Below are 21,018 nucleotides of genomic sequence, written 5' to 3' on the forward strand. Positions count from 1 at the left end.
CAGGTTACAACGGGCGGCGATCAGGTGAGGTGTTCGATCAGCTTGTCACGAATGTGGGTCTGCTCGGCACGGGTGAGGCCGAGCAGCTCGCGGCGGGGGTAGTTGTGCATCGGCCCGCCGGGTTCGACGCGGTCGCGCAGGCCGTATTGGTGCACGCGGGCGATGCGGGCCACGCGGCCGACGAAACCGATCTGGACGCCGGCGGCTGTGACACGGGCCTTGATGTGCTTGGCGGTGCGCAGCTTGTTGAACATGGCCTTGCGGCGGATGCCGCCGGCCTGGCCGCGCAGGGCGGCACGGGGCTCGTAGCGGGTGCCGTCGGGGTTCTGCTGGGCATTGATGCGTTCGCGCTGGCTGATGCGCAGGTCGCGGCCCAAGTCCCGGGCAAGCTGGCGGCGCTCGCCGGCAGTGAGCTTGGCGATCAGCGGTTGGACCCATGTTTCCAGGGCCTGCAGATCGGGTTCACTCATCGCTTGGCGACTCCCAGGCGCTGGCCTCTTCGAAATCGTCGTCCCCGGGGCCCTTGACGTTGAGCGACCAGGACGTTGCCGGGCATGTCTCTATGGGGTAGGGCGGCATGCGGTGTTCGGCGTTGATGGTGCCGGTGCTGCAGTCCACCAGGGCAATGACGCGCTCTGTGAGGCGCACGGTCAGCGCGAGATCCCAGGCGTTGTTGCTGAGGATCTCGGCTTCCATCCTGACGGCTTCGTCTGGGTCCAGGTCGGGCTGGTAGCGGCTTAGCCACTGCAGCAGGGGAATCATCAGGGTGTCGAGTGAGCCGGCATAGTCGGTGATGACGATCTGAGCATCGACGCGGTATTCGTGGGTGAGGTTCTGGCCCCGGGCAAAGGCGATACCGCCGTCTTGAACGAACGTCAGCAGCTTTTCAGGGCCGCGGCGGAGTTCGGGCACGGCGTCGATCAGGTGTTGGCGCAGCGCTTTGAGCTTGATCATTCGCGGGGCTCCAGGCGGGTTTCGAGGGCGTCGATCAGGCCGTTGTGGCGGGTCGCGCAGCGGTGGTACTGGCTGGCCCAGCTGCTCATGGTCAGCGAGACATCTGCGCCGGTGCCGTCAGTCAGGCTTGGCAGCTCGGTCGGGCAGCGCTGCAGCAGGCTCTGCTGAATCGGGGGCGCGGCCGGCGGCGGCGTCGTTGAGCAGGCGGATAGCGTCATCACCAAGGCAAACATTGCGATACAGCGGTTTCTCGATCTCACGAATGATCCCCCGGTCTATGACCCGCTCTGACGCCTGCAGCTCGGCAAGGCGGGACTCGACGCCGGCGGCGATAGTGGATTCCCGCGCCATGGCGGCATCGATTGCCTGTTGGGCGGTGCGTTCGGCGGTGAGGCGGTGACTGTCCTCGTACCAGCCGCGGGCGGCCCAGCCGCTGGCCAGGGTGCCGGCCAGCATGATGGCGAAAGCGGCGAGGCGGGCCTTGGTCATGCGGCCTCGTCGTAGGTGTCGACGCATACGGCCTCGATCAGCACGTTGCCGATGGCTTCGACCAGGCGCCGGCGGTTGGCGATGTACTTGGCCAGGTCGCTTTTGTTGCTGACGAAAAACTGCTCGACGATGATGCCGCCGCCATCGCGAATGAACCCGAAGCGGCTGTGTTGTCGCGACACGGCGCCATCAGGGCCGCGATTGGCGATTCCCAGGGTTTCGCTAATCGCCTTGCACAGCACTGCCCCGAGTGGGTAATCGTCGGGATGGGACAGCGTTTCTGTGCCCGTGGCGCTGGGATTCGTCGCAGCGTTGCAGTGGAATTCGACGGCAATCTCGTGCGACTTGGCGGCGCCGATGGCTTCGACCAGGGGCAGGTTTTGCCCGGGCTGGCCGTCCTTGTCGAACAGCACCTTGCCGCGCAGGTAGGCGGCGAGCAGGTCGCGGAACTCGAGCACGATGTTGGCCTCGGTGTAGCCGTGGCCGACGGCGCCAGGGTCGGTGTCCGAGTGGCCGGCGGCGATGAACAGCGACCGGACTTGCGTAGCGGCGGGCCTGAGCGGGTGGGGCATGTCAGTGCCTCCGACGTGGGCGATGGCTGAAGATGTGGGCGAGGTTGCCCCGGCAGCGCAGCACCAGGGCGGCCAGGGCGGCGAGCACCAGGGCCAACCACCAGGCCTCTGGCTCGCCGGCGGCGATGATGCGCACGGCGATCCAGGTGCAGGCGGCGACGGCGAGCCAGGCGAGGAAGGCGACGCCGGGCCGGTACCGGCTGCCGTTGCGGCGGAATGTGATGATGCGGGCGATGATCACCAGGGCGGCGATCACGGTCACCAGCTCGGCGATGGTCACTTTTTGCCTCCTAGCCAGGCCTTGAGATCAAGGGTTTTGACGCCCTCAATAACTCTCAGCCCGGCGGTGATGGTCACCGCGGCGGCGACGAATGCCGCCACGGCGCTGTGGTCGATGAGGCTGCCGAGCATCGTGGGCCCGCCCAGGTAGCCGATCCAAAACGAGATGGCGAGATAGGCGAGACGCTCGAACAGGCCGAGATCCTTGGCGCTGATGACGAATAGCGACGCGCCACAGAACGCGCCGATCACGGCGTTGGCGTCGATGCCCGGCAGCATGCCGATCACCAGCGCGGTGAGCGTTGCGGTGCCGGCGGCGGTGGTGGTGCTGGGTTCGGCCATGGTGTTCCTCTGCGTTCTCGTTATGTCCACAGCTGCACGGGTTGGGCGCGGCGTGGTGTTGGCGTGGCTTCCGGGATCCTGACGGCGGTGCCCTGGGGCAGGATCGGGCCAAGCTCGGCGATGCCTGGGTTTAGCTGCAGGGCTTGCTCGGTGACGTCTGCGGTGGCACCAAGCACGCGGTGGCAGATGCTGTCGAGCGTGTCGCCCTGCTGGGCGCGGACGGTGATCGTCATATCAGCTCAACGGTGGTGTGGTTGCGGCCGGTGATCTCCGACACGGCCCAACGGGCGTCGCGGCGGTATTCGTCGGCGGCGCTGGCCTTGGCTTCGCCGCGCTCGTCGCCTTCGCCGGTGGCGGATATCTCGCGGTACCGCTCGAGCAACGTGGCGTGAGCGGTGGCGTAGACGGCGCGCTTGTACAGCAGCGGGTAGACGTTGGGCGGCAGCCAGCTGGGCGGCGCGACGTCGCCGATGGCGTCGGCGCCTTCGTCCATCTGGGCGGTTTGCCAGGCGGACAACTGGCGGTTGATATCGGCCATGGCCACGGCGAGCGCATGGACGGCGCGCTCGCTGGTTACGTTGCTGTCGAGGCGCTCGACAAGGCGGAAGTCGGCGGGGCTGACGGCAGGCCAGAAGCCGTTGTTCTCGATGTCGGCAGCCGGTGGGTCTTCGGTGCCGTATCCGGCGGCGATCAGTGACATGGTGGCCTCTCAAAAACGGGGGTGGGCCGGGCATCGAGCCAGGAGAGAGCTACCGCTCTAGCCCGGCGCCCCCGTGACGTCGGCGTGCGACTCGGTGGCAGCGGTCAGGCCTTGGTGTCGGTGGCCTGGTCGCCTGCGTTCTGTTGCTTCAATTCGCGCTCGAGCTTCTCGATGTCCTTTTTCACGCCAACCCGGTCGTTGAGCTGCAGGGCGCGCTTGAGGTGCTCGATAGCCTCGGCGGGCTGCTCACCCTTGGCGCGATAGGCGTAGCCAAGAGCCTTGTGCAGCTTGGCGCGGATCTGGTCGTGCATGTCGGCGTCGCGGACCAGGGCTTCGGCCTCGGCCAGGTGCATGACGAGCTGGGCAGCGATCTCGGGCAGGTCGGCTTCCTCGGTAGCCTCGAGACTGGCCAGGGCTTCGTCGGCCACTTGCTCGGCTACGATCGATGCCGTATCCCGCTCGAATCGGTCGGGCGTGTCGAGGTTGTGCTGCATCGCATAGCGGGCGATGGCGAGGCCACCGGCGAGGTCGCCGATGTCGAAACGCCAGAGCATGACGGTCATCAGCACTTCGTCTTGAGCGCCGTTGCCGCCCTCGAGCACGCCGGCAACGTAGGCGTCGAACTCGGGCAGCAGCTCGCGCTTTTTCTCGACCTTTGCCTCGATGGACTTGATGTCCTTCAAGGTGCGGCGCGCCTCCCAGAGCGCGGCCGCGAAGATCTCGAATTGCTCGCCGGTCTGGGGCCGGCCGGGCGACACATCACCCGCCGCCAGGGCGGCGGTGATGCGTTGGTAGTGCTTGCGGGCTGGGCTGGACATTCAGCGCTCCTTATTCGGCGAACTCGATGTTCTCGACCAGGCAGCCGAACCCGTAATCCTCGACGACATAGGCGTCATTGCTGGATTCGTAGTTCTCGACCCGCTTGCGCTTGGGGTTGTCGATGATGCTGCGGCGGCGGCTGCCGAGCTGCCAGTACATGGACAGGTTCTGCAGGCTGGTGATGAACACGGTGCCATCGGGCACGAAGGGCGCCCGCACCGCCTGCAGGCCACCGACACGCTTCTGGCTGATGATCAGGTCTAGCGCCCGGGCCTCGGTGGGCGTTTCAGCGTGCTGCTGGATCAGCGGGAAATACTTATCGGCGAGCATCTTGCGGCCCATGATGGCCACCAGGTCGGTGGACTCGCGGAACCAGGGATCGATCATCTCGTTGACGGCGTCGAAGACCAGTGCGTCGAGGTTCTTGTAGTCGCCTGCGGCGCCGACGGTCACCTTGCCGGATGCTGCTACGACTTCGGTCAGCACGCGGGCCGGGGCGTGGGTGCGGTACTTCTGCAACCAACCGATGTTGACGTCCTGCAGCAGCGGGTTCGCGGTGCGGTCGGTTTCGGTGGCGGCTGAGGTGCCGTTGAAGCCGATCATGATGCGGTCGAGCGCCTGCTGGCGAACGATTGCGTTGCGCACGCGGGTTTGGAAGTCCGGGAACTTGGCCCAGGAGTCCATCTTGCCCCAGCCGAGGAAGGTGTCGAACTCGGTGCTGTGGCACTCGTAGGCGTTGTCGCTCAGGGTGCTGAGGTCACGCGGGGCGCGGTCATTCTGGCTGACATCGGTGCGGCCGGCGACAGGCCCGGAAATGCCGAGGCCGAGCTTTTCGCCCTTGAGCTCGTCGACGCCGACGATGTTGATCTGGCCAAGGAACTCGCTGGATTCCTGAATCTTGGATTCCAGGGTCTGCTGAACGCTGGGCGAGACGCTGAACGTCTCGGCGGCGCTGGGCACGGCTGACAGCTGCGCCAGGCGGTCCTTCCAGTTGTTGAAGGCAATACGGGTTTCGTTGCGCATGGTCAGTCCTTAGCAGTCGGTCAGTTCAGCACCGCCGGCGGGGCCGGTGGCAGATGAGCGGTTGGGGGTGTCAGGGGTGGTGTCGAGCTTGGTGCACAGCTCGTCGAGCTTGGTCTTGGTCGCTTCGTGCGCCTGCTGCAGCTCGGCGAAGGCCTCGGCGGTCGGCCGAGCTTCGAGATCGTCGGCCAGGGCGCTATGGCGCTGGACGAACAGCTCGAGGGTCTGCTCGAGCTCGGTGCGGAAGGCGTCGAAGCCGTCGGCGGTCTTGGCGTCGTGCTTTTTGAACAGCGCCTTGACCCGGTCGGCCAGCGTGGGGCCCTTGTCGGCCGGCTCGTCTTCCTGCTCGGTGGAGAAATCGAGCTCTGTCTCGACGGCGGCGGTGAAGAGGTTGCCCGGGCTGCGCTTGCGGTCGGCCAGCGGGCTCTTGTCACCCTGCTGGGCGCTGAACTGCAGCATCTCGGTACCGAGCGATGCCGGCGAGTCGGTGACCGCGAGCCCTTCGAGGTAGGCCTCACCGGTGTCGGCGAACTTGGGGTTCACCTCGATGGAGCTGTAGACCTTCTGCCGCTGGCCGTTGATTTCCTTCAGCCGGTCGGTGGGGTCGATCTGCACGAACAGGGCCAGCTTGCCGTCTTCGACCTCTTCGGCCTTGGCGGCGGTGACATCGCCGAGCGCGGCGAAGGGGCCGTCGTGGTACATGCCGCGCATGTGCTCCATCCAGACCCGGGCGCCGTATTTCTTGGGGTCGTAGTTGGCGGCCATCTGCTGGATCCACTCGCGTGAGATCTCGCGGCCGTCAGTAGTGGCGCCTTGCGTGGCGACGCGGAACCATTTCATAGATTGTCCTCGGGCAGTGTCTGGGCTGACTCGGTTCATGGCGGTTCAATGCGGTCAGGTTCCGCGCCCATGCGCAGCGCCTCAACTTGGGGGCGTTGTAGGACTCTTATCCACAACCGGGGGCACCGGGCGCCCTGCGCGTGCGCGGGTACGCTGGCGGCATGACGACGATGCCCCCCGACCTAATTGATTCCCCCCGCCTGACGGCCCGACACCTGTACTGGCAGGGCTGGCGAGTGGCGCGCATTGCCGAGTTCATCGGCGAGAAACCCGCGACCGTGCACAGCTGGAAACAGCGCGACGACTGGGAGGGCGCGACGCCGACCCAGCGAGTCGAGGGCGCGCTCGAGGCGCGCCTGGTGCAGCTGATCGTCAAGGAGCCCAAGGAGGGGCGGGACTTCAAGGAGATCGACCTGCTCGGCCGGCAGATCGAGCGACTGGCCCGGGTGCACCGGTACCAGGAGACTGGCAAGGAGGCCGACCTCAACCCGAATATCAACGCCCGCAACGAGGCGCCGCGGCGGAAACAGCGCCGCAACTTCCTGGAAGACGAGCAGATCGAGGCGCTCAAAGACGCCTTCATGGATTCGCTGTTCGAGTACCAGGTCGAGTGGTACGACGCCGGCCAGAAGCACCGCATCCGCAACATCTTGAAGAGCAGGCAGATCGGCGCGACCTGGTACTTCGCCCGCGAGGCCATCGTCGATGCCTTTGAGACGGGCAGGAACAAGATCTTCCTGTCAGCCAGTAAGGCCCAGGCGCATATCTTCAAGAACTACATCGTTCAGTTCGTGAAAGAGGTCTGCGACGTCGAGCTGAAGGGTGATCCCCTGGTGCTGGACAACGGCGCCGAGCTGCACTTCCTCGGCACCAACTCGAAGACCGCTCAGGGCTACCACGGCGACGTTTTCCTTGATGAGTATTTTTGGATCCACCGGTTCCAGGAGTTCCGCAAGGTCACCAGCGGCATGGCGATGCACAAGAAATGGCGGCAGACCTATTTCAGCACGCCGTCGAGTGTCGGCCACGAGGCTTACCCGTTCTGGAATGGTGAGCTTTCAACAAGCGCCGGGCGAAGAAGGATCGCAAGGAGTTCGACGTTTCCCATGCTGCGCTGGCTCGCGGGATGGTCTGCCCCGATGGGCAGTGGCGGCAGATCGTCACGGTGGAAGACGCCATCGCCGGCGGCTGCGACCTGTTCGACCTCGACCAGCTGCGCCTCGAGTACAGCGACGACGAGTTCGCCAACTTGCTCATGTGCCAGTTCGTCGACGACAGCCAGTCAGCTTTCCCGCTGTCTCTGGTCATGCCGTGCATGGTCGACAGCTGGGAGGTGTGGGACGACTACCGGCCGTTCGCGCCTCGGCCGGTGGGCGACCGGGGCGTCTGGATCGGCTACGACCCGACCGGTACCGGCGAGGATGGCGACGGCGCTGGCCTGGTGGTGGTGCTTCCGGCTCGCTCGATGGGCGAGCGGCACCGGGTGTTGGAGCGTCACCGTCTCAAGGGCGACGACTACGAGGCCCAGGCTGATTTCATCAAGGGCTTCCGCGACAAGTACCGCATCGAGCACATCGGCATCGACACTACCGGGCTCGGCGGGGCGGTGGCCGAGTACGTCGAAAAGTGGTTCCCCACCGTGGTGCGTTACCGCTACACCCCGGAGCTGAAGGGCATGATGGTCATGCAGGCTCAGCAGATCATGCGGAAAGGGCGGCTTGAGTTCGACGCCGGCTGGGCCGACCTCATGCAATCGTTTATGGCGATCAAGCGCGAGCTGACCGACAGCGGGCGCCAGTTCACCTACAAATCCGGACGCAACAAACAGACCGGCCACGCCGACTTGGCGTGGGCGACGATGCACGCCTTGCACAAAGAACCGATCGAAGGCCCGGCCGAGGCCGGAACGGGTCACTCAATGATGGAGATTTTCGAATGAGCGAGACAGCCGCCAAGCCGCGCATCAGGGTGCCGGCCTACAAGACCGACGACAGTGGCCCGGGCCGGATGGAGGCGTTCAGCTTCGGCGAGCCGGAGCCGGTGACCAGCATGCGCGACATCTGGTATGAGGGGGTTTGGCTCTCGCCTGACGAGTGGTACGAGCCGCCGATCCCGCTGTCGATCCTGGCGAAGAGCTACCGGGCCACCGCCCACCATGGGTCGGCGTTGCAAGTGAAGCGGAACATTCTGCTGCGCACCTTCCAGCCCCATGAGCTGCTGGGCCGCCAGGCGTTCAGCGCGCTGGCCCTGGATTACCTGGTGTTCGGCAATGGTTACCTCGAGGAAGTGGTCGGCCGGCTGGGCAGGCGGTTGCCGTTCCGGCATCTGCGCGCCAAGTACATGCGGCGGGGCGGCGCGAATGCCGACCGCTATTGGTGGGTACCGAACTACCTTGAGAAAGTCGAGTTGCCCAGGGGCAGGGTGGTGCACCTGCTCGAGCCCGACATCGATCAATCGATCTATGGGGTACCCGACTATATCGGCAGCCTGCAAAGCGCCTGGCTCAACGAGAGCGCGACGCTCTTCCGCCGGCGTTACTACCTCAACGGCTCGCACGCCGGGTTCATCATGTACGTCAATGACCCTGCCCAGGACCAGGGCGACATCGATGCCATCCGCACGGCGCTCAAGGAGAGCAAAGGCCCCGGCAATTTCCGGAACCTGTTCATGTACTCCCCCGGGGGCAAGAAAGACGGGGTTCAGATCATCCCGGTTTCCGAGGTCGCGGCGAAGGATGATTTCTTCAACATCAAGAACCTGACTCGAGATGACCAACTGGCCGGGCATAGGATACCCCCCCAGCTGATGGGGGTGGTCCCCATGAACACGGCGGGGTTCGGTGACGTCGAGAAGGCCGCCCGGGTGTTCGTGGCCAACGAACTGGAGCCCCTGCAGGCAACGATGATGGAGATCAACGAGCTGATGGGTGAAGAGATCGTCCGGTTCCGGCCTTACTCGCTGGATGCCCCGGGCGGTGGCGGCCTGGACCCGACCCGGTAGCCCAGCCCTCAGGCCAGACCCCACGCCAACCCCTGCCGCCCACCTGGGCGGCTTTTTCTGGCCAACCTGCCAATCTTTTTTGAGACGCATTAGCTTTAGTATCTGCGACAATGCCCAGCGCGGCCGCCTGAGCCTCGCCGCTGCTACCCCTGCCCGCCCCTCGCCCTGTGCTTTCCTTTCGGCCTGCTGGCCACCACCGGCAGCACCACCCCCACCCCGGCGCCACCCCACGGCGCGCCATCGGCACCCCGCCCCGCCTGCGCTCTAAAAATAATTATTTTTATGCACTTATGCGATAAGGGTTCAGCCCTCGCCGTTACTGGGCTCGCGGGTGGTTATTAGAGGTTCTTTTCTTATGCGATTTTATGCGCTTTCGGGGTGGTTATGCACAGGCGGTTTTCATCTGGTGGGCACTGAAAAGCCGGCAACCATGGATGGTCTGCCGGCTTCGTTGAATTCCTGCCGCGAGTGGGGTGCTGTACCACTAGTGTACCAAGCGGCCCGCGAGGCCCGTAGCTGCCGGCTTCGTTGTCCCATCCATCATCGGGGCAACAGAAAAGGTGCGGTCGAGCTCGGGCATCGGCATCACTGGGTAGGGCGGAGGAAGGGGCATAGTCTATCAGCCCTGGTCAATCGTTGACCATCTCAGGCATTGACCATCGCCGGACAGCCTCATGCAGTGAACACCGCATACACCATCTGCAGTGCCAGCCCCATCAGCATGACGGCGAAGACCCGCTTGAGCAGGGCGACGGGGAGCTTGTGGGCCAGCCTGGCACCGATGGGGGCGGTGAGGATACTGAAGGGCGCCATCAGCAGCAGGGCGGGTAGGTAGACGTAGCCCAGGGCGGCCGTCGGCAGGCCCTGTGTGGCCCAGCCGTTGATGATGTAGCCCAGCGCACCCGCCACGGCGATGGGCAGCCCCACGGCCGCTGAGGTGCCGATGGCGCGGGGCAGCTTCACGTTGCACCAGGTCAGAAAGGGCACCGTCAGCGAGCCACCGCCGATGGCCACCAGGGCCGAAATGCCGCCAATGCCGAGGCCGGCACCGCTCAGGCCGATCGGGCCTGGCAGGCTGCGGCTCGGCTTGGGCTTCAGGTTGGCGAGCATCTGCAGCGACATCAGCACCATGAAGCAGGCAAAGAAGATGGCCAGGCCTCGGGTTGGCATCAGGGCGGCGATGAAGGTCGCCATGAAGGTACCGGTCAGGATACCCGGCGTAATGAAGCGTACGGTTTTCCAGTCCACGGCCCCGTGGCGATGGTGGGATAGCAGGCTGGCGGTGGCGGCGGGAATGATGGCAGCCATGGCGGTGCCCAGGGCCAGATGGGCGAGGTGTTCATGAGGCACGCCCTGCAGCACGAACAGTGAGGTAAGAATCGGCACCATGATGCCGCCGCCACCGATGCCGAGCAGGCCGGCCATGAGGCCGACTACGCCGCCCAGGGCAACGTAGGCCAGCCACCAGATGAGTTCCAAGGTCGCGTCTCCTGAAAGGGCTTCGCCAGAATTGGCGGTCCATTGTACGGGAAGTTGACTGTCAGGCGGTGGGTGAAAAAGAGGTGGCGTGAGCTATGCTATTGGCTGCACGGCCCGACGATATGGGAAGTGCTAGCGGAGACATGGCACTGACTGAGGGCATGGCGTGAATGCAGGGGAAGGCGATGAAGATCGCGCGAGGGACCGATAAAGGGAATAAAAGAGAGCTGCCTGCTCATCGAGCCGTGGCCCACAGGGTGTCTCTCCCCGGACTGGAGGCGTTGAGCCTCGTTTCCAATAGAACGTTTCCCCGGCACGCCCACGACCAGTTCGGAATTGGCCTGATCGTGTCCGGTGGTCATCGCTCCTGGAGCGGTCTCGGCACGGTGGATGCCCGCGCCGGCAATCTGATTACGGTCAATCCCGGAGAGCTGCACGATGGCAGCCCGATGAATGGCGTCAGCCGTGCCTGGCGAATGCTCTATTTCGACCCGGCCCTGGTGGCGTGCAGTTTGGAAGGTGCCCTGGATGGCGAGGGGAGCCGGACGATCGAGTTTGCCAGGCCGGCTATTGATGATCCCCGGTGTGCGGCGCTGTTTCAGCAGCTTTTTACCAAGGCGACGCTGACTGACAGCGAGCCGATGGCCGTCGAAGAGCTGTTGCTGCGCTTCTTGGCTAGCGCATTTCGCCGGCATGGCGCCTATCAGGCCCGCTGCGATGACCCTCTCCCCCGTATGGCAAGGGTGCGCCAGTGGCTTGACGAGGCACCGGAGCAGGCAGCCTCCCTGGCTGAGCTGGCGGCCGAGGTCGGGGTGAGCCGGTATCAGTTGCTGCGCGGCTTTGTCCGCGAGACCGGCATGACACCGCATGCCTATCGTGTTCAGCGGCGTGTGCGTGTGGCGAGGCAACTTATCATCGAAGGCCAGACGCTGAGCCAGGCGGCGGCGGGGGCCGGCTTCGCCGACCAGAGCCATATGACCCGGGCCTTCACGCGGCAGTTGGGTATTTCACCCGGGCGCTACCGGGCGGCACTGGGATGACGTGAGCACCTGCAATTTCCTTCAAGACGCTCTACCCGATGGCGAGCAGAGTGGTAGCGAGCCCATGCTCGACCCACTTCAGCCATTGGGAGAGTCCGCTCGTGAGTATCGAATTTCTACTGACCTCGCTGGTCATCGTCGCCTTGCCTGGAACCGGAGTGATCTTCACCCTGGTGGCGGGAATCACGCGTGGTGTCGTGGCGGGTATCCTGGCGGCAGCGGGCTGCACCCTTGGTATCGTGCCGCACATGTTGGTTGCTACGCTAGGCCTTGCCCCCTTGTTGCATACCAGTGCCGTGGCCTTCCAGATGCTCAAGTTTGCGGGTGTTGGCTACCTGCTATACCTTGCCTGGGGCACGTTGAGGGAGAGGGGGGCACTCAGGATTGAGCAGGGCGCCAGTCCGCAGGCTGGTTGGTCCATCATGGCCTCCGCGGCATTCGTCAACCTTCTCAACCCGAAGCTGACGATCTTCTTTGTCGCGTTCCTCCCCCAATTCCTCGATGCCAGCGAAACGGCTCCGCTGCTGCGAATGCTGGAGCTGAGTGCTGTGTTCATGATGATGACGTTGGTTGTCTTCAGTGGCTACGGCGCTTTTGCGGCGGCCGTGCGCAGCCATGTCATCTCCCGCCCGGAGGTGCTGGCCTGGATGCGGCGCGGCTTTGCGACTGCCTTCTTGGCACTCGGCATCCGGCTTGCGTTGGTAGAGCGCTAGCGGTGCGGCGGGTGAGCGGGCTTGCCAAGGGGTAAGGTGGGCCGAGTTTCGGGCTGATTTCCTACAGATCGTGTAGGCGATCTCTTACAAGCGTTAATAACCTGCGTTAAGCGTTTTTCCTGGCCAAGCTGTCATGGTGAAGTCATTGAGCAATGGACGGCTCTACAGGGAAGAACGAGCCAGGATGGCATGGTACCAAGGAAGCGCGAACAGGACGTTCGTGAAAGGCAGGAAAGGGATGTGAAGATAGAAGCCCGGCCTCACGGCCGGGCTTTCTCTGTTTTACCGCCTCACTGCCTCACGTCCGCTCACTTGTGTTCGGCAGAGAGCCAGTGGAGACAGCCTGAAGCGCACTTTATTCAAGTTCACAGCTGTGAAAGTGGAAAGAAGGAGGATAGGAGCCCTTTTGCCAGGCAGGATCCGCGGAGATTTCGGCACGTTTTTTGCCGCAGGGGGAAAAGTGAACGGGCGTATGGGGTATCCGGGGGGGGCAGCCGGGTGTTTGCAGAAGTGCGACATCAATCAGCAGGGGTTGCTGGTCTGGGACAAGAAAGCAGATGAAAGAAGAAGGAAGTCATAGCCCAATGACAAGCAGGCAAACGCAAGGAAGTAAGAATGAATAAACATCTGTGGCGGCGAGGGGAGAGGATTGTTTTTGAAAATGGCGTTGTGCTTGGCGTCATGTTGTTTTTTTCCTTCATGGCGTGGGTCTTGTTCTGGCCGCATCGCTCAGAAATAAAAGTGGTCGATATGCGCTCGGCGGAGGTTTCGCGATACGAGAAAGTGAAGGCTTCCTACTCTGAGCGTGTTGCGGATTTGATGAGCTATAATGACTACTTTTATGAGCAGTCACTAAGCATCCTGAGGCAGCACAAGTTGAATTGCCTGATGGCGGATCATGCCGTAATTGCCGGCGAAAGTCAGGAGGTCGTCAGTGCCTTGGCGGCGCGTCGTGAAAATCTTTGCGATGTGTTCAAGGAGGCTGCGGACATGGTGGATACTTATGTGGAGCGGTTAGCCAGCGCCAATGCATCTTCCACGACATTATTGAAGTTTTATCATATCGAAGAGGATGAAGAGAAAGAAATTGGTCCCTTTTTCACCAAGGAAGAATGTTCAGAGATATCCTCTCGCTTGATGCAGTTGGGAGAGCAGGTGACCTCCTGCAAACCCTATGAAGCGTGGCACTATCCGCTTTTCTTTCCCGAGCAATGAGATTCCAGTGAATATTGGAATAGCTGCGCGATGATTTGATCGACCCGCAACGTATCGAACGTAGCTGCAGCGGTACACGTGGTGAATTACCCGACCGGCGACTTGAGTTCCCGGGCGGTTCTTCTGGCGCAGGGCAGACCTGGCAAAAGGTGGATTCCTGTCGCCGTTAGGACGAACCGTACGAGCCGATGGTAGTCTAGAAGATCAATGTTCGGTCTGGAGGAATTCATGAAGGTACGGCGTCGACTGTCCTGCGTTGGATTGGTGGCTCTGCTGGCGCTGTCCGGCTGCGGTAACGACACTGGGCCGGAAGATACCGGGCCGGCAGATGATGAAGTGACGAATGAAGCGCCGGAAGCCGTCGCGACCGACGAAGTGCAGGCAGAACCTGCCGAGGAGGTGCCGGAGGCGGAGCCGCTGGAGGTGGCTATCGATGTCACTGCCACCTTGCGTAACGACCGGCGGTTGATGGTGGAGGGGGAAACCAATCTGCCAGAAATGACGCGCCTGTTGATTGTGGTGGAGCGTGAGCTGAGCGGCGTGCGTTGGCAGTCGCGCACCGAGGTTCAGGGCAACCGTTTTGAAGCGGGGCCATTCGGACCGGGAAGTGGACTTCCCGATGGGGGCTATACCATTACCGTCAATTTGCCGGAGTCCACCGTGCAGCCCCCGACGATACGCGAGCGAATCGGAGATCAGGGTGAGCATCTGGCTGGCCCGCTGGTGAGACGTTCACGCCACGGCCTGGGGCAGGTGGCGAGCTATTCACGGCGCTACCTGATCGGTAATGAGCCTCGGCGGACCACCGATGAGGTGGAGGTGCTGGACGTCGAGTGAGGTAACGGCGTGCTCACCACCCCTCCTGACGCCAGCGTGCCAATAGCCTGCCGACCGGATGATCGTTTTTCTCCAGTGGTCTGGCCTGGGCCGCTGCTACTTTCTCGCTGGTGTAGAGCAATTCCCCGCTATGGCCGCGCTCCAGTTGACCGATGAAAAGGCCTACAGCGCCTTCTATCAAGTATCGGCCAGGTTGGTCGTATGTCTCGATTGGCCCGAAGGCGGCCAGGTCGCCCGTGCCCAGATAGTCGAAACGTTCACCGGGGGCAGGCGTGACCAGATAGCACTCGCCCTGCCAGTTGATACCCGCCAGGAAGCCTTCGGGCAGCGTGATACGGTTGGCATTGGGGTCATGCCAGGGCGCTGGCGGTTGGCTGCGCAGATAGAGCGGTGTGGGTAGCGCGTCGACACTGTCATCCTCCAACAGGCGGCGCAAGGGACAGCCCAAGGCCTCGGCCAGGGAGACCAGCCGCTCGTGGCCGATTTGCTTGATGGCGCCTGACTCCCAGTAGGAAATTGTTACATCGGAAACGCCGACTTTCCTTGCCAGTGCCGCCTTGTTGAGACTCGCCTCTAGCCGAAGCTGCTTGATGCGTGGGCCCAATGCATGCATCTCTTCATTCCCTGCCTACGATGTATAAAAGAAAGGGATAGTCAATGATCTGTGTTAACTGTGCAAATTTACTGCGTCAACGATAATAAAACCATCCCCCAGGTGAAGTGAAGAATCCATACGCTGTGCACCAGCACTGTTCCCTGTGGTTTTTGTATGTGAGGAGTATTCTTGTGTATCTGTCTGATTTCTGGTGTGTAGCCTTGGTGATGGCGGAGAGGGCGGCACGGGCCAGTCGTGATTGCAGTGGAGGTTCGCTCTTATATTATCCTCGGATGTGAGAAAGGGTTCCCGGTCGGCTGCCTGTGACCAGGCAGGTGCGTATAATGGCGCCAAGCTCATTTCTCAATGGATAAGGACGACATGACCGTACGTACTCGCATTGCGCCGTCACCCACCGGTGACCCCCATGTGGGCACCGCTTACATTGCCCTGTTCAATCTCTGCTTCGCGCGCCAGCATGGCGGGCAGTTCATTCTGCGCATCGAGGATACCGACCGAGTTCGCTCCACCACTGAATCCGAGCAGATGATTCTCGATTCGCTGCGATGGTTGGGGCTCGAGTGGGACGAGGGGCCGGATGTCGGTGGCCCCCATGGCCCTTACCGTCAAAGCGAGCGGGGAGATATCTACGCCGAATACGCCCGGCAACTGGTCGACGCCGGCCACGCCTTCAAGTGCTACCGTACCAGCGAGGAGCTGGATGAGCTGCGAGAGGCCCGCAAGGCGGCCGGCATGCACCTGGCGCTGAAGCCCGTCGATCTGGCCTTGCCCAGCGAAGAGCAGGCACGCCGCGAACGAGAGGGATGGCCACACGTAGTGCGCATGAATGTGCCCACCACGGGTACCTGTCTGATCGAGGACATGCTGCGCGACTCCATCGAAGTCGACTGGGCTCAGGTCGATGCTCAGATCCTGCTCAAGTCCGATGGCATGCCTACCTACCACCTGGCCAACGTGGTGGATGACCACCTGATGGGCATCACTCACGTGCTGCGTGGCGAAGAGTGGATCAACTCGGCCCCCAAGCATCAGCTGCTCTATGAATACTTCGGTTGGCGGATGCCGGTGCTCTGCCATATGCCGCTGCTGCGCAACCCCGACAAGTCGAAGCTTTCCAAACGCAAGAATCCCACCTCGATCAATTACTATCGCCGGATGGGCTACTTGCCCCAGGCGGTGACCAACTATCTGGGGCGCATGGGCTGGTCGATGCCCGACGAGCGCGAGAAGTTCAGCCTCGACGAGATGATGACGCACTTCGATATCCAGCGGGTCTCGCTCGGCGGACCGGTCTTCGATCTCGAGAAGCTGACCTGGCTCAACGGTCTCTATATTCGCGAGGATCTCGACGACACGGCGTTCCTCAAGGCCTTGATGGAGTGGGCATTCAACGAGAAGTACGTGGGCCAGATCTTGCCTCAGGTGCGCACCCGTGTGGAAACCCTCTCTCAGGTGGCACCGTTGGCTGGCCACTTCTTCTCCGGCCTGCCGGAGATCGAAGAGGGCGATTTCGACAGTGTCAAGCTGGGACGGGAGGAGCTGGTCAAGCTGCTGCAGTTCCTGGTGTGGCGCTTCGAGGTCGTGCCGGCCTGGCACAAGGAAGTGCTGCTCGGCGAGGTCAAGTCGCTGGCGGTGCATTTCGAACTGAAGATGAAGGATTTCCTGGCCCCTGTCTTCATTGCCATTACCGGTTCCGCGGCGAGCACATCGGTCATGGATGCCATGGCCATATTGGGCTCTGACATGACCCGGGCACGCTTGCGCCACGCTATCGAGGTGCTTGGCGGGGTCTCCAAGAAGCAGGCCAAGCGCTTCGAGAAGGAGTACCGCGAGCTCGCCTGAGCCGGGCTCCGGGAAATCGTCTTTATCCTGTTGACGAAGACGAGGCGAATCAGTACTATACGCCTCGTCTTCACGAGACGTGTGGGGCCTTAGCTCAGCTGGGAGAGCGCAACACTGGCAGTGTTGAGGTCAGCGGTTCGATCCCGCTAGGCTCCACCAATCGTCTTGCCTTGTGCGACACTGCGTCCCATTCGTCTAGTGGTCCAGGACACCGCCCTTTCACGGCGGGAACAGGGGTTCGAACCCCCTATGGGACGCCATTTTTCTGTGCAATTCATCTCTGCAATCCAGTTTCTGCCATCGAGATCCCGAGACGCCTGGCGCGTCTTTTTTGTGTCTTGTCCTCCTCTGGCCGGTGACGGCTTGCCCTTGCGTGTAAAGTGCATTGAAGTGCCGGTTTTTCGCTATTTAGGGCTTGACTTGTCCACTCGTGCAGGCCTCCCGCCTCTCCCCTGTGTGTAGTTTTCAGATCCCGCCGCAACCTAGATGTTTTCGCAAAAACTCTTCTCTATCAATGACTTATAATTGATCAAAAAATAACCAATTTAACGGCAACCCTCTGGTCATGCCGATTCGATGGCGTTTTCTGTTGGTTGTGAACAGGGTTATCCACAGAATGTGTGGAAAACGTTCCGAGGCGGTATAAAGCAACGAATTCCTGCCTGATGGGTACGGGTTGTCAAGCGTCAGGTAGTAGTTTCTTCATGCTTGAAGGATGGGTTCGGCCTCGAGGCGCCACATCCATAGTGACGCCCGTATCGGTTTCAGTCGCGACTCGGGGAGCGCAGGCGACGAAGCAACGACGAGGTGTCCCAGCGTCCGCCTCCCATGACCTGAACGTCGCCATAGAATTGGTCCACCAATGCGGTCACCGGCAGGCGAGCCTGGAGCCTGCGAGCCTGCTCTAGGCAGATTCCCAGGTCCTTGCGCATCCAGTTCACCGCAAAGCCATGCTCGTAGTCATCCTCGATCATGGTCTTGTGGCGATTTTCCATCTGCCAGGATCCGGCGGCCCCCTTGGCGATCACATCGATGACTCGCTGCTGGTCGAGCCCGGCCTGCTCGGCGAAGTGAAGGCCTTCGGCAAGGCCTTGCACCAGGCCGGCAATGCAGATCTGGTTGACCATCTTGGTCAACTGGCCGCTACCGGCAGGCCCCATGAGGCTGACAGCGCGGGAATAGTGGGCGAGGGTGGGCTCAACCCGGGCGAACTCGCTCTCTTCACCGCCGCACATGATGGTCAGGGCGCCGTTGATTGCGCCTTGCTGGCCGCCGGAAACGGGGGCGTCGATGAAGCCGATGTCGTGCTCGTGACAGATGACGGCGAGTTCCTCGGCCAGATCGGATGAGGCCGTCGTATGATCGACCAGCAGGCTGCCGCCGGCCATGCCGTGCAGGACGCCCTGTGAGCCGGTTGTGACCTGGCGAACGTCGTCATCGTTACCTACACAGACCAGTACCAGGTCGGCGCCCTGGGCGGCTTCCTGAGGGGTTGTGTGGTGGCTGCCGCCATATTCGGCGACCCAGGCTTCGGCCGTGGCGCCGGTTCGGTTGTAGACGCGTACCGTCAGGCCTTGCCTGGCGAGGTGGCCGGCCATGGGGTAGCCCATTACACCCAGGCCGATAAAGGCAACAGTCGAGATGGTGTGGCTCATTGGTGGTTCCTTCATGTCGATGACGAGAGTAATGGATTGCACGACTTGCAATTGCGCTGGGCGCATGTACGCAGAAGGCCGCCCGTAGGGCGGCCTTCTGTACCGAGCGGCCTTGGCCGCATCCTGCCGGGTAGTGACAGGATAGATTACTTGACGGGGTAGTCGCGCTGGGGATGGCCAATATAGAGCTGGCGCGGGCGACCGATCTTGTAGTCTCCGGTGATCATCTCGTGCCAGTGGGAGATCCAGCCAATCGTGCGCGACACGGCGAAGATCACCGTGAACATGTTGGTCGGAATGCCCATGGCCTTGAGGATGATGCCGGAATAGAAGTCGACGTTGGGGTAGAGCTTGCGCTCGATGAAGTATTCGTCCTCCAGGGCGATCTGCTCCAGGCGCTTGGCGATCTTCAGCTGCGGGTCATCGGCCATGCCCAGCTCGGCCAGTACTTCGTCGCAGGTCTCCTTCATGACCTTGGCGCGCGGGTCGAAGTTACGATAGACGCGGTGGCCGAAGCCCATCAGGCGGAAGGGGTCGTCCTTGTCCTTGGCCTTGTCGACGAAGCGCTGGATGTTTTCTTCCGAGTCGTCGCCGATCTCGTCGAGCATGGCCAGCACGGCTTCGTTGGCGCCGCCGTGGGCCGGGCCCCAGAGTGCGGCGATGCCGGCGCTGATGCAGGCGAACGGGTTGGCACCGGTAGAGCCTGCCAGGCGTACGGTGGAGGTGGAGGCGTTCTGTTCATGGTCCGCGTGGAGCATGAAGATACGATCCATCGCCTTGGCGAACACCGGGTTGGTCTTGTACTCCTCGCAGGGATTGCTGAACATCATGTAGAGGAAGTTCTCTGCGTAGTTCAGGTCGTTGCGCGGATAGTTGAACGGCTGGCCGATGTTGTACTTGTAGGACATCGCGGCGATGGTCGGCATCTTGGCGATCAGGCGGATGGCGCTGATTTCGCGATCCTCGGCCTTGGTGATGTCCATGTGGTCATGGTAGAAGGCCGCCAGGCCGCCGACCACACCGCACAGGATCGACATCGGGTGCGCGTCGCGGCGGAACCCCTTGAAGAAATTGTTGATCTGGTCGTGGACCATGGTGTGGTTGCTGATGCGCTTCTCGATATCGGCATACTGTGCATCGTCCGGCAGTTCGCCGAACAGCAGCAGGTAGCACATCTCGACGAAGTTGGACTCCTTGGCCAGTTGCTCGATGGGGTAGCCGCGGTGCAGGAGCACCCCATTGGCGCCATCGATGTAGGTAATGGCGGACTGGCACGAGGAGGTGGCCATGAAGCCCGGGTCGTAGGTAAACAGGCCTTCTGCGCCGAGGCCGCGCACATCGACCACGTCAGGCCCCAGGGTGCCTGAGTAGATCGGCAGGTCGACGGGATTGTCCAGACCGTCTACCGTCAGTGTCGCTTTCCTGTCAGCCATGCTGGCCTCCTCTCGAAGTCGAATTGAAACGTTAAGTCGTTATTTCGCAAACAGTGTTTTCTTATGCTGGGCCGCGAAAAAGGTTCGCCCACTATAGAAGCGTTCCCGGGATTGTCAATTCGCCTTAAGCGACCTCTTGGTTGTACACTTGTCTTGTCGTGCATCGATTTTTGTACAAAAATTGGTGCTGTGCACCATGGAGACCGCTTGGTGCGGCGGGTTGTCACGCCGACGACCGAACGGTCATGGCCATTGGGCTTGAACCATGGTCGAGTTCGGTGGGTGATCATTTGTCACTAGGGGTTCATATCCCTATAATCCACTGCGCGCGACTGGCAGGTACTCGTTGTCATGCCCGTCCCGGCAACGGCGAGCCCCCTACCTCAAACCACCGCCCGCATTCCAGCCAGCCCGACCGGCACAGGAGCGAGCCAAGAGAGTGTGTATAGAGCCGTGAATAGCAAACGACCCGTCAACCTCGACCTCACCACGATAGAGTTCCCACTTCCCGCCTTGACGTCGATCGCCCACCGAATTACCGGCGTCATCCTTTTCATCGGCTTGATCTTCGCCTTCTGGGCCCTCGACAAGTCGCTGTCATCCCCGGCCGGCTTTGCCGCCGTCAGTGACGCCCTGGCCAACAATATCCTGGCGAAACTGGTGGCCTGGGGGCTGCTGTCTGCCCTGGCCTTCCATTTCGTGGCCGGCATCAAGCACATGCTCATGGATGCCGATTTCGGCGTCACCCTGGAGGGGGGCATCAAGAAGGCGCAGATCACAGTGGTGGTGAGTGCCGTTCTGATCATTCTGGCGGGAGTCTGGGTATGGTAACCAACATCACCAATCTGGGCCGCAGCGGCCTGTCCGACTGGCTGATCCAGCGTGTGTCGGCGGTCATACTGGCCCTCTATACGCTGTTCATCGTCGCCTACCTGCTGTTCAATCCAGGACTCGACTACTACACCTGGAGCGGCCTGTTCGCCCAGACCTGGATGCGCATCTTCTCGCTGCTGGCCTTTATCTCTCTTGCCGCTCACGCCTGGATCGGATTGTGGACAGTGACCACCGATTACATGAAGTCGACCGGGGTCCGTGTCGGCACCCAGCTCGTCATCATCCTGGCCATCTTCGTGTTCCTGGTCTGGGGCATTCTAGTTCTGTGGGGAGCCTGAT

The 21,018-nt window shown here is 62.2% G+C and carries 25 protein-coding genes, 2 tRNA genes and 1 pseudogene; 12 read left to right on the forward strand and 16 right to left on the reverse strand.

The features are described 5' to 3' along the window. Positions 1-20: 20 nt before the first annotated feature. The 12 genes from DU505_RS08970 to DU505_RS09020 all read right to left on the reverse strand — a co-directional run bounded on the left by DU505_RS08970 (position 21) and on the right by DU505_RS09020 (position 6,015). Positions 21-470, reverse strand: coding sequence for a phage virion morphogenesis protein (locus DU505_RS08970; protein ID WP_114478659.1), 450 nt, complete (start codon positions 468-470; stop codon positions 21-23). Then, the gene (locus DU505_RS08975) at positions 463-954 is read right to left on the reverse strand and encodes a phage tail protein (protein WP_114478660.1); all 492 of its coding nucleotides are present in this window, start codon (positions 952-954) and stop codon (positions 463-465) included. The genes DU505_RS08970 and DU505_RS08975 overlap by 8 nt, the downstream gene beginning before the upstream one ends. Next, positions 951-1,187 (reverse strand): Rz1-like lysis system protein LysC, encoded by a 237-nt coding sequence (lysC, locus tag DU505_RS23085; RefSeq protein ID WP_422667008.1) that lies wholly within the window; start codon positions 1,185-1,187, stop codon positions 951-953. The genes DU505_RS08975 and lysC overlap by 4 nt, the downstream gene beginning before the upstream one ends. Then, positions 1,072-1,443 (reverse strand): hypothetical protein, encoded by a 372-nt coding sequence (locus DU505_RS08980; RefSeq protein ID WP_114478661.1) that lies wholly within the window; start codon positions 1,441-1,443, stop codon positions 1,072-1,074. Before DU505_RS08980 ends, lysC begins: the two co-directional genes overlap by 116 nt. After that, positions 1,440-2,015: an N-acetylmuramoyl-L-alanine amidase gene (locus DU505_RS08985; protein WP_114478662.1), complete on the reverse strand. Its 576-nt coding sequence runs from the start codon at positions 2,013-2,015 to the stop codon at positions 1,440-1,442. Before DU505_RS08985 ends, DU505_RS08980 begins: the two co-directional genes overlap by 4 nt. Position 2,016: 1 nt before the next feature. Next, positions 2,017-2,295: a phage holin family protein gene (locus DU505_RS08990; RefSeq protein WP_181872779.1), complete on the reverse strand. Its 279-nt coding sequence runs from the start codon at positions 2,293-2,295 to the stop codon at positions 2,017-2,019. Next, positions 2,292-2,636, reverse strand: coding sequence for a putative holin (locus DU505_RS08995; protein WP_114478664.1), 345 nt, complete (start codon positions 2,634-2,636; stop codon positions 2,292-2,294). The genes DU505_RS08990 and DU505_RS08995 overlap by 4 nt, the downstream gene beginning before the upstream one ends. 20 nt (positions 2,637-2,656) lie before the next feature. Beyond that, positions 2,657-2,869 (reverse strand): tail protein X, encoded by a 213-nt coding sequence (locus DU505_RS09000; RefSeq protein WP_114478665.1) that lies wholly within the window; start codon positions 2,867-2,869, stop codon positions 2,657-2,659. Further along, positions 2,866-3,336, reverse strand: a complete 471-nt coding sequence (locus DU505_RS09005) for a head completion/stabilization protein (RefSeq protein WP_114478666.1) — start codon at positions 3,334-3,336, stop codon at positions 2,866-2,868. Before DU505_RS09005 ends, DU505_RS09000 begins: the two co-directional genes overlap by 4 nt. 104 nt (positions 3,337-3,440) lie before the next feature. Beyond that, on the reverse strand, positions 3,441-4,154 hold the full coding sequence (gpM, locus tag DU505_RS09010) for a phage terminase small subunit (protein ID WP_114478667.1): 714 nt from the start codon (positions 4,152-4,154) through the stop codon (positions 3,441-3,443). 10 nt (positions 4,155-4,164) lie between these two features. Further along, a complete protein-coding gene (locus DU505_RS09015; RefSeq protein WP_114478668.1) occupies positions 4,165-5,178 on the reverse strand; it encodes a phage major capsid protein, P2 family in 1,014 nt (337 codons plus the stop codon). Positions 5,179-5,187: 9 nt separating this feature from the next. Further along, entirely contained in the window at positions 5,188-6,015 is an 828-nt protein-coding gene (locus tag DU505_RS09020) for a GPO family capsid scaffolding protein (RefSeq protein ID WP_114478669.1), read from the reverse strand. 170 nt (positions 6,016-6,185) lie between these two features. Between DU505_RS09020 and DU505_RS23170 the strand changes: the two are divergent. The 3 genes and pseudogenes from DU505_RS23170 to DU505_RS09030 form a co-directional block, all read left to right on the forward strand. Next, positions 6,186-7,019: pseudogene (locus tag DU505_RS23170) on the forward strand (terminase large subunit domain-containing protein); the annotation flags it as partial. 122 nt (positions 7,020-7,141) lie between these two features. Continuing rightward, the gene (locus DU505_RS23175) at positions 7,142-7,954 is read left to right on the forward strand and encodes a phage terminase large subunit family protein (RefSeq protein WP_479688574.1); all 813 of its coding nucleotides are present in this window, start codon (positions 7,142-7,144) and stop codon (positions 7,952-7,954) included. Further along, positions 7,951-9,015, forward strand: a complete 1,065-nt coding sequence (locus tag DU505_RS09030; RefSeq protein WP_114478670.1) for a phage portal protein — start codon at positions 7,951-7,953, stop codon at positions 9,013-9,015. Before DU505_RS23175 ends, DU505_RS09030 begins: the two co-directional genes overlap by 4 nt. A 672-nt stretch (positions 9,016-9,687) precedes the next feature. Here DU505_RS09030 and DU505_RS09035 read toward each other — a convergent pair. Continuing rightward, the gene (locus DU505_RS09035; RefSeq protein WP_114478671.1) at positions 9,688-10,494 is read right to left on the reverse strand and encodes a sulfite exporter TauE/SafE family protein; all 807 of its coding nucleotides are present in this window, start codon (positions 10,492-10,494) and stop codon (positions 9,688-9,690) included. A gap of 257 nt (positions 10,495-10,751) precedes the next feature. Here DU505_RS09035 and DU505_RS09040 point away from each other — a divergent pair, with 257 nt between their 5' ends. The 4 genes from DU505_RS09040 (at position 10,752) to DU505_RS09055 (ending at position 14,299) form a co-directional block, all read left to right on the forward strand. Continuing rightward, positions 10,752-11,534, forward strand: coding sequence for an AraC family transcriptional regulator (locus tag DU505_RS09040; protein ID WP_245947853.1), 783 nt, complete (start codon positions 10,752-10,754; stop codon positions 11,532-11,534). Between the two features lie 101 nt (positions 11,535-11,635). Next, a complete protein-coding gene (locus tag DU505_RS09045) occupies positions 11,636-12,247 on the forward strand; it encodes a LysE family translocator (protein WP_114478815.1) in 612 nt (203 codons plus the stop codon). Between the two features lie 615 nt (positions 12,248-12,862). Then, positions 12,863-13,462, forward strand: a complete 600-nt coding sequence (locus DU505_RS09050; protein ID WP_114478673.1) for a hypothetical protein — start codon at positions 12,863-12,865, stop codon at positions 13,460-13,462. Positions 13,463-13,690: 228 nt separating this feature from the next. After that, the gene (locus DU505_RS09055; RefSeq protein ID WP_114478816.1) at positions 13,691-14,299 is read left to right on the forward strand and encodes a hypothetical protein; all 609 of its coding nucleotides are present in this window, start codon (positions 13,691-13,693) and stop codon (positions 14,297-14,299) included. Positions 14,300-14,312: 13 nt separating this feature from the next. Here DU505_RS09055 and DU505_RS22850 read toward each other — a convergent pair whose 3' ends face one another. Continuing rightward, entirely contained in the window at positions 14,313-14,912 is a 600-nt protein-coding gene (locus DU505_RS22850; protein WP_245947855.1) for a helix-turn-helix domain-containing protein, read from the reverse strand. A 363-nt stretch (positions 14,913-15,275) separates the two neighbouring features. Between DU505_RS22850 and gltX the strand changes: the two genes are divergently transcribed. The 3 genes from gltX to DU505_RS09075 all read left to right on the forward strand — a co-directional run bounded on the left by gltX (position 15,276) and on the right by DU505_RS09075 (position 17,017). After that, positions 15,276-16,757 (forward strand): glutamate--tRNA ligase, encoded by a 1,482-nt coding sequence (gene gltX, locus DU505_RS09065; protein WP_114478674.1) that lies wholly within the window; start codon positions 15,276-15,278, stop codon positions 16,755-16,757. An 83-nt stretch (positions 16,758-16,840) separates the two neighbouring features. Continuing rightward, positions 16,841-16,916 (forward strand) — tRNA-Ala (locus DU505_RS09070). Between the two features lie 25 nt (positions 16,917-16,941). Further along, positions 16,942-17,017, forward strand: a tRNA-Glu gene (locus DU505_RS09075). Between the two features lie 504 nt (positions 17,018-17,521). Here the strand turns inward: DU505_RS09075 and DU505_RS09080 are convergent. Then, positions 17,522-18,412, reverse strand: a complete 891-nt coding sequence (locus tag DU505_RS09080; protein WP_114478675.1) for an NAD(P)-dependent oxidoreductase — start codon at positions 18,410-18,412, stop codon at positions 17,522-17,524. 146 nt (positions 18,413-18,558) lie between these two features. Next, positions 18,559-19,845, reverse strand: a complete 1,287-nt coding sequence (gltA, locus tag DU505_RS09085) for a citrate synthase (RefSeq protein ID WP_114478676.1) — start codon at positions 19,843-19,845, stop codon at positions 18,559-18,561. Positions 19,846-20,298: 453 nt separating this feature from the next. On the opposite strand from gltA, the gene sdhC reads away from it, so the two are divergent. Together sdhC and sdhD are read left to right on the forward strand one after the other, a co-directional pair. Further along, positions 20,299-20,676, forward strand: coding sequence for a succinate dehydrogenase, cytochrome b556 subunit (gene sdhC, locus DU505_RS09090; RefSeq protein WP_220250548.1), 378 nt, complete (start codon positions 20,299-20,301; stop codon positions 20,674-20,676). Then, positions 20,670-21,017 (forward strand): succinate dehydrogenase, hydrophobic membrane anchor protein, encoded by a 348-nt coding sequence (gene sdhD / locus DU505_RS09095; protein ID WP_114478678.1) that lies wholly within the window; start codon positions 20,670-20,672, stop codon positions 21,015-21,017. Before sdhC ends, sdhD begins: the two co-directional genes overlap by 7 nt. Position 21,018 lies beyond the last annotated feature (1 nt).

This window comes from Billgrantia montanilacus (assembly GCF_003336675.1).
Classification (GTDB): Bacteria; Pseudomonadota; Gammaproteobacteria; order Pseudomonadales; family Halomonadaceae; genus Halomonas; species Halomonas montanilacus.

Excerpts from the sequence above, each read along its gene's own strand:
- DU505_RS08970 (WP_114478659.1), bottom strand. The coding sequence starts at position 470 with ATGAGTGAACCCGATCTGCAGGCCCTGGAAACATGGGTCCAACCGCTG.
- DU505_RS08975 (WP_114478660.1), bottom strand. The coding sequence starts at position 954 with ATGATCAAGCTCAAAGCGCTGCGCCAACACCTGATCGACGCCGTGCCC.
- lysC (WP_422667008.1), bottom strand. The coding sequence starts at position 1,187 with ATGTTTGCCTTGGTGATGACGCTATCCGCCTGCTCAACGACGCCGCCG.
- DU505_RS08980 (WP_114478661.1), bottom strand. The coding sequence starts at position 1,443 with ATGACCAAGGCCCGCCTCGCCGCTTTCGCCATCATGCTGGCCGGCACC.
- DU505_RS08985 (WP_114478662.1), bottom strand. The coding sequence starts at position 2,015 with ATGCCCCACCCGCTCAGGCCCGCCGCTACGCAAGTCCGGTCGCTGTTC.
- DU505_RS08995 (WP_114478664.1), bottom strand. The coding sequence starts at position 2,636 with ATGGCCGAACCCAGCACCACCACCGCCGCCGGCACCGCAACGCTCACC.
- DU505_RS09000 (WP_114478665.1), bottom strand. The coding sequence starts at position 2,869 with ATGACGATCACCGTCCGCGCCCAGCAGGGCGACACGCTCGACAGCATC.
- DU505_RS09005 (WP_114478666.1), bottom strand. The coding sequence starts at position 3,336 with ATGTCACTGATCGCCGCCGGATACGGCACCGAAGACCCACCGGCTGCC.
- gpM (WP_114478667.1), bottom strand. The coding sequence starts at position 4,154 with ATGTCCAGCCCAGCCCGCAAGCACTACCAACGCATCACCGCCGCCCTG.
- DU505_RS09015 (WP_114478668.1), bottom strand. The coding sequence starts at position 5,178 with ATGCGCAACGAAACCCGTATTGCCTTCAACAACTGGAAGGACCGCCTG.
- DU505_RS09020 (WP_114478669.1), bottom strand. The coding sequence starts at position 6,015 with ATGAAATGGTTCCGCGTCGCCACGCAAGGCGCCACTACTGACGGCCGC.
- DU505_RS23175 (WP_479688574.1), top strand. The coding sequence starts at position 7,142 with ATGGTCTGCCCCGATGGGCAGTGGCGGCAGATCGTCACGGTGGAAGAC.
- DU505_RS09030 (WP_114478670.1), top strand. The coding sequence starts at position 7,951 with ATGAGCGAGACAGCCGCCAAGCCGCGCATCAGGGTGCCGGCCTACAAG.
- DU505_RS09050 (WP_114478673.1), top strand. The coding sequence starts at position 12,863 with ATGAATAAACATCTGTGGCGGCGAGGGGAGAGGATTGTTTTTGAAAAT.
- DU505_RS09055 (WP_114478816.1), top strand. The coding sequence starts at position 13,691 with ATGAAGGTACGGCGTCGACTGTCCTGCGTTGGATTGGTGGCTCTGCTG.
- DU505_RS22850 (WP_245947855.1), bottom strand. The coding sequence starts at position 14,912 with ATGCATGCATTGGGCCCACGCATCAAGCAGCTTCGGCTAGAGGCGAGT.
- gltX (WP_114478674.1), top strand. The coding sequence starts at position 15,276 with ATGACCGTACGTACTCGCATTGCGCCGTCACCCACCGGTGACCCCCAT.
- DU505_RS09080 (WP_114478675.1), bottom strand. The coding sequence starts at position 18,412 with ATGAGCCACACCATCTCGACTGTTGCCTTTATCGGCCTGGGTGTAATG.
- gltA (WP_114478676.1), bottom strand. The coding sequence starts at position 19,845 with ATGGCTGACAGGAAAGCGACACTGACGGTAGACGGTCTGGACAATCCC.
- sdhD (WP_114478678.1), top strand. The coding sequence starts at position 20,670 with ATGGTAACCAACATCACCAATCTGGGCCGCAGCGGCCTGTCCGACTGG.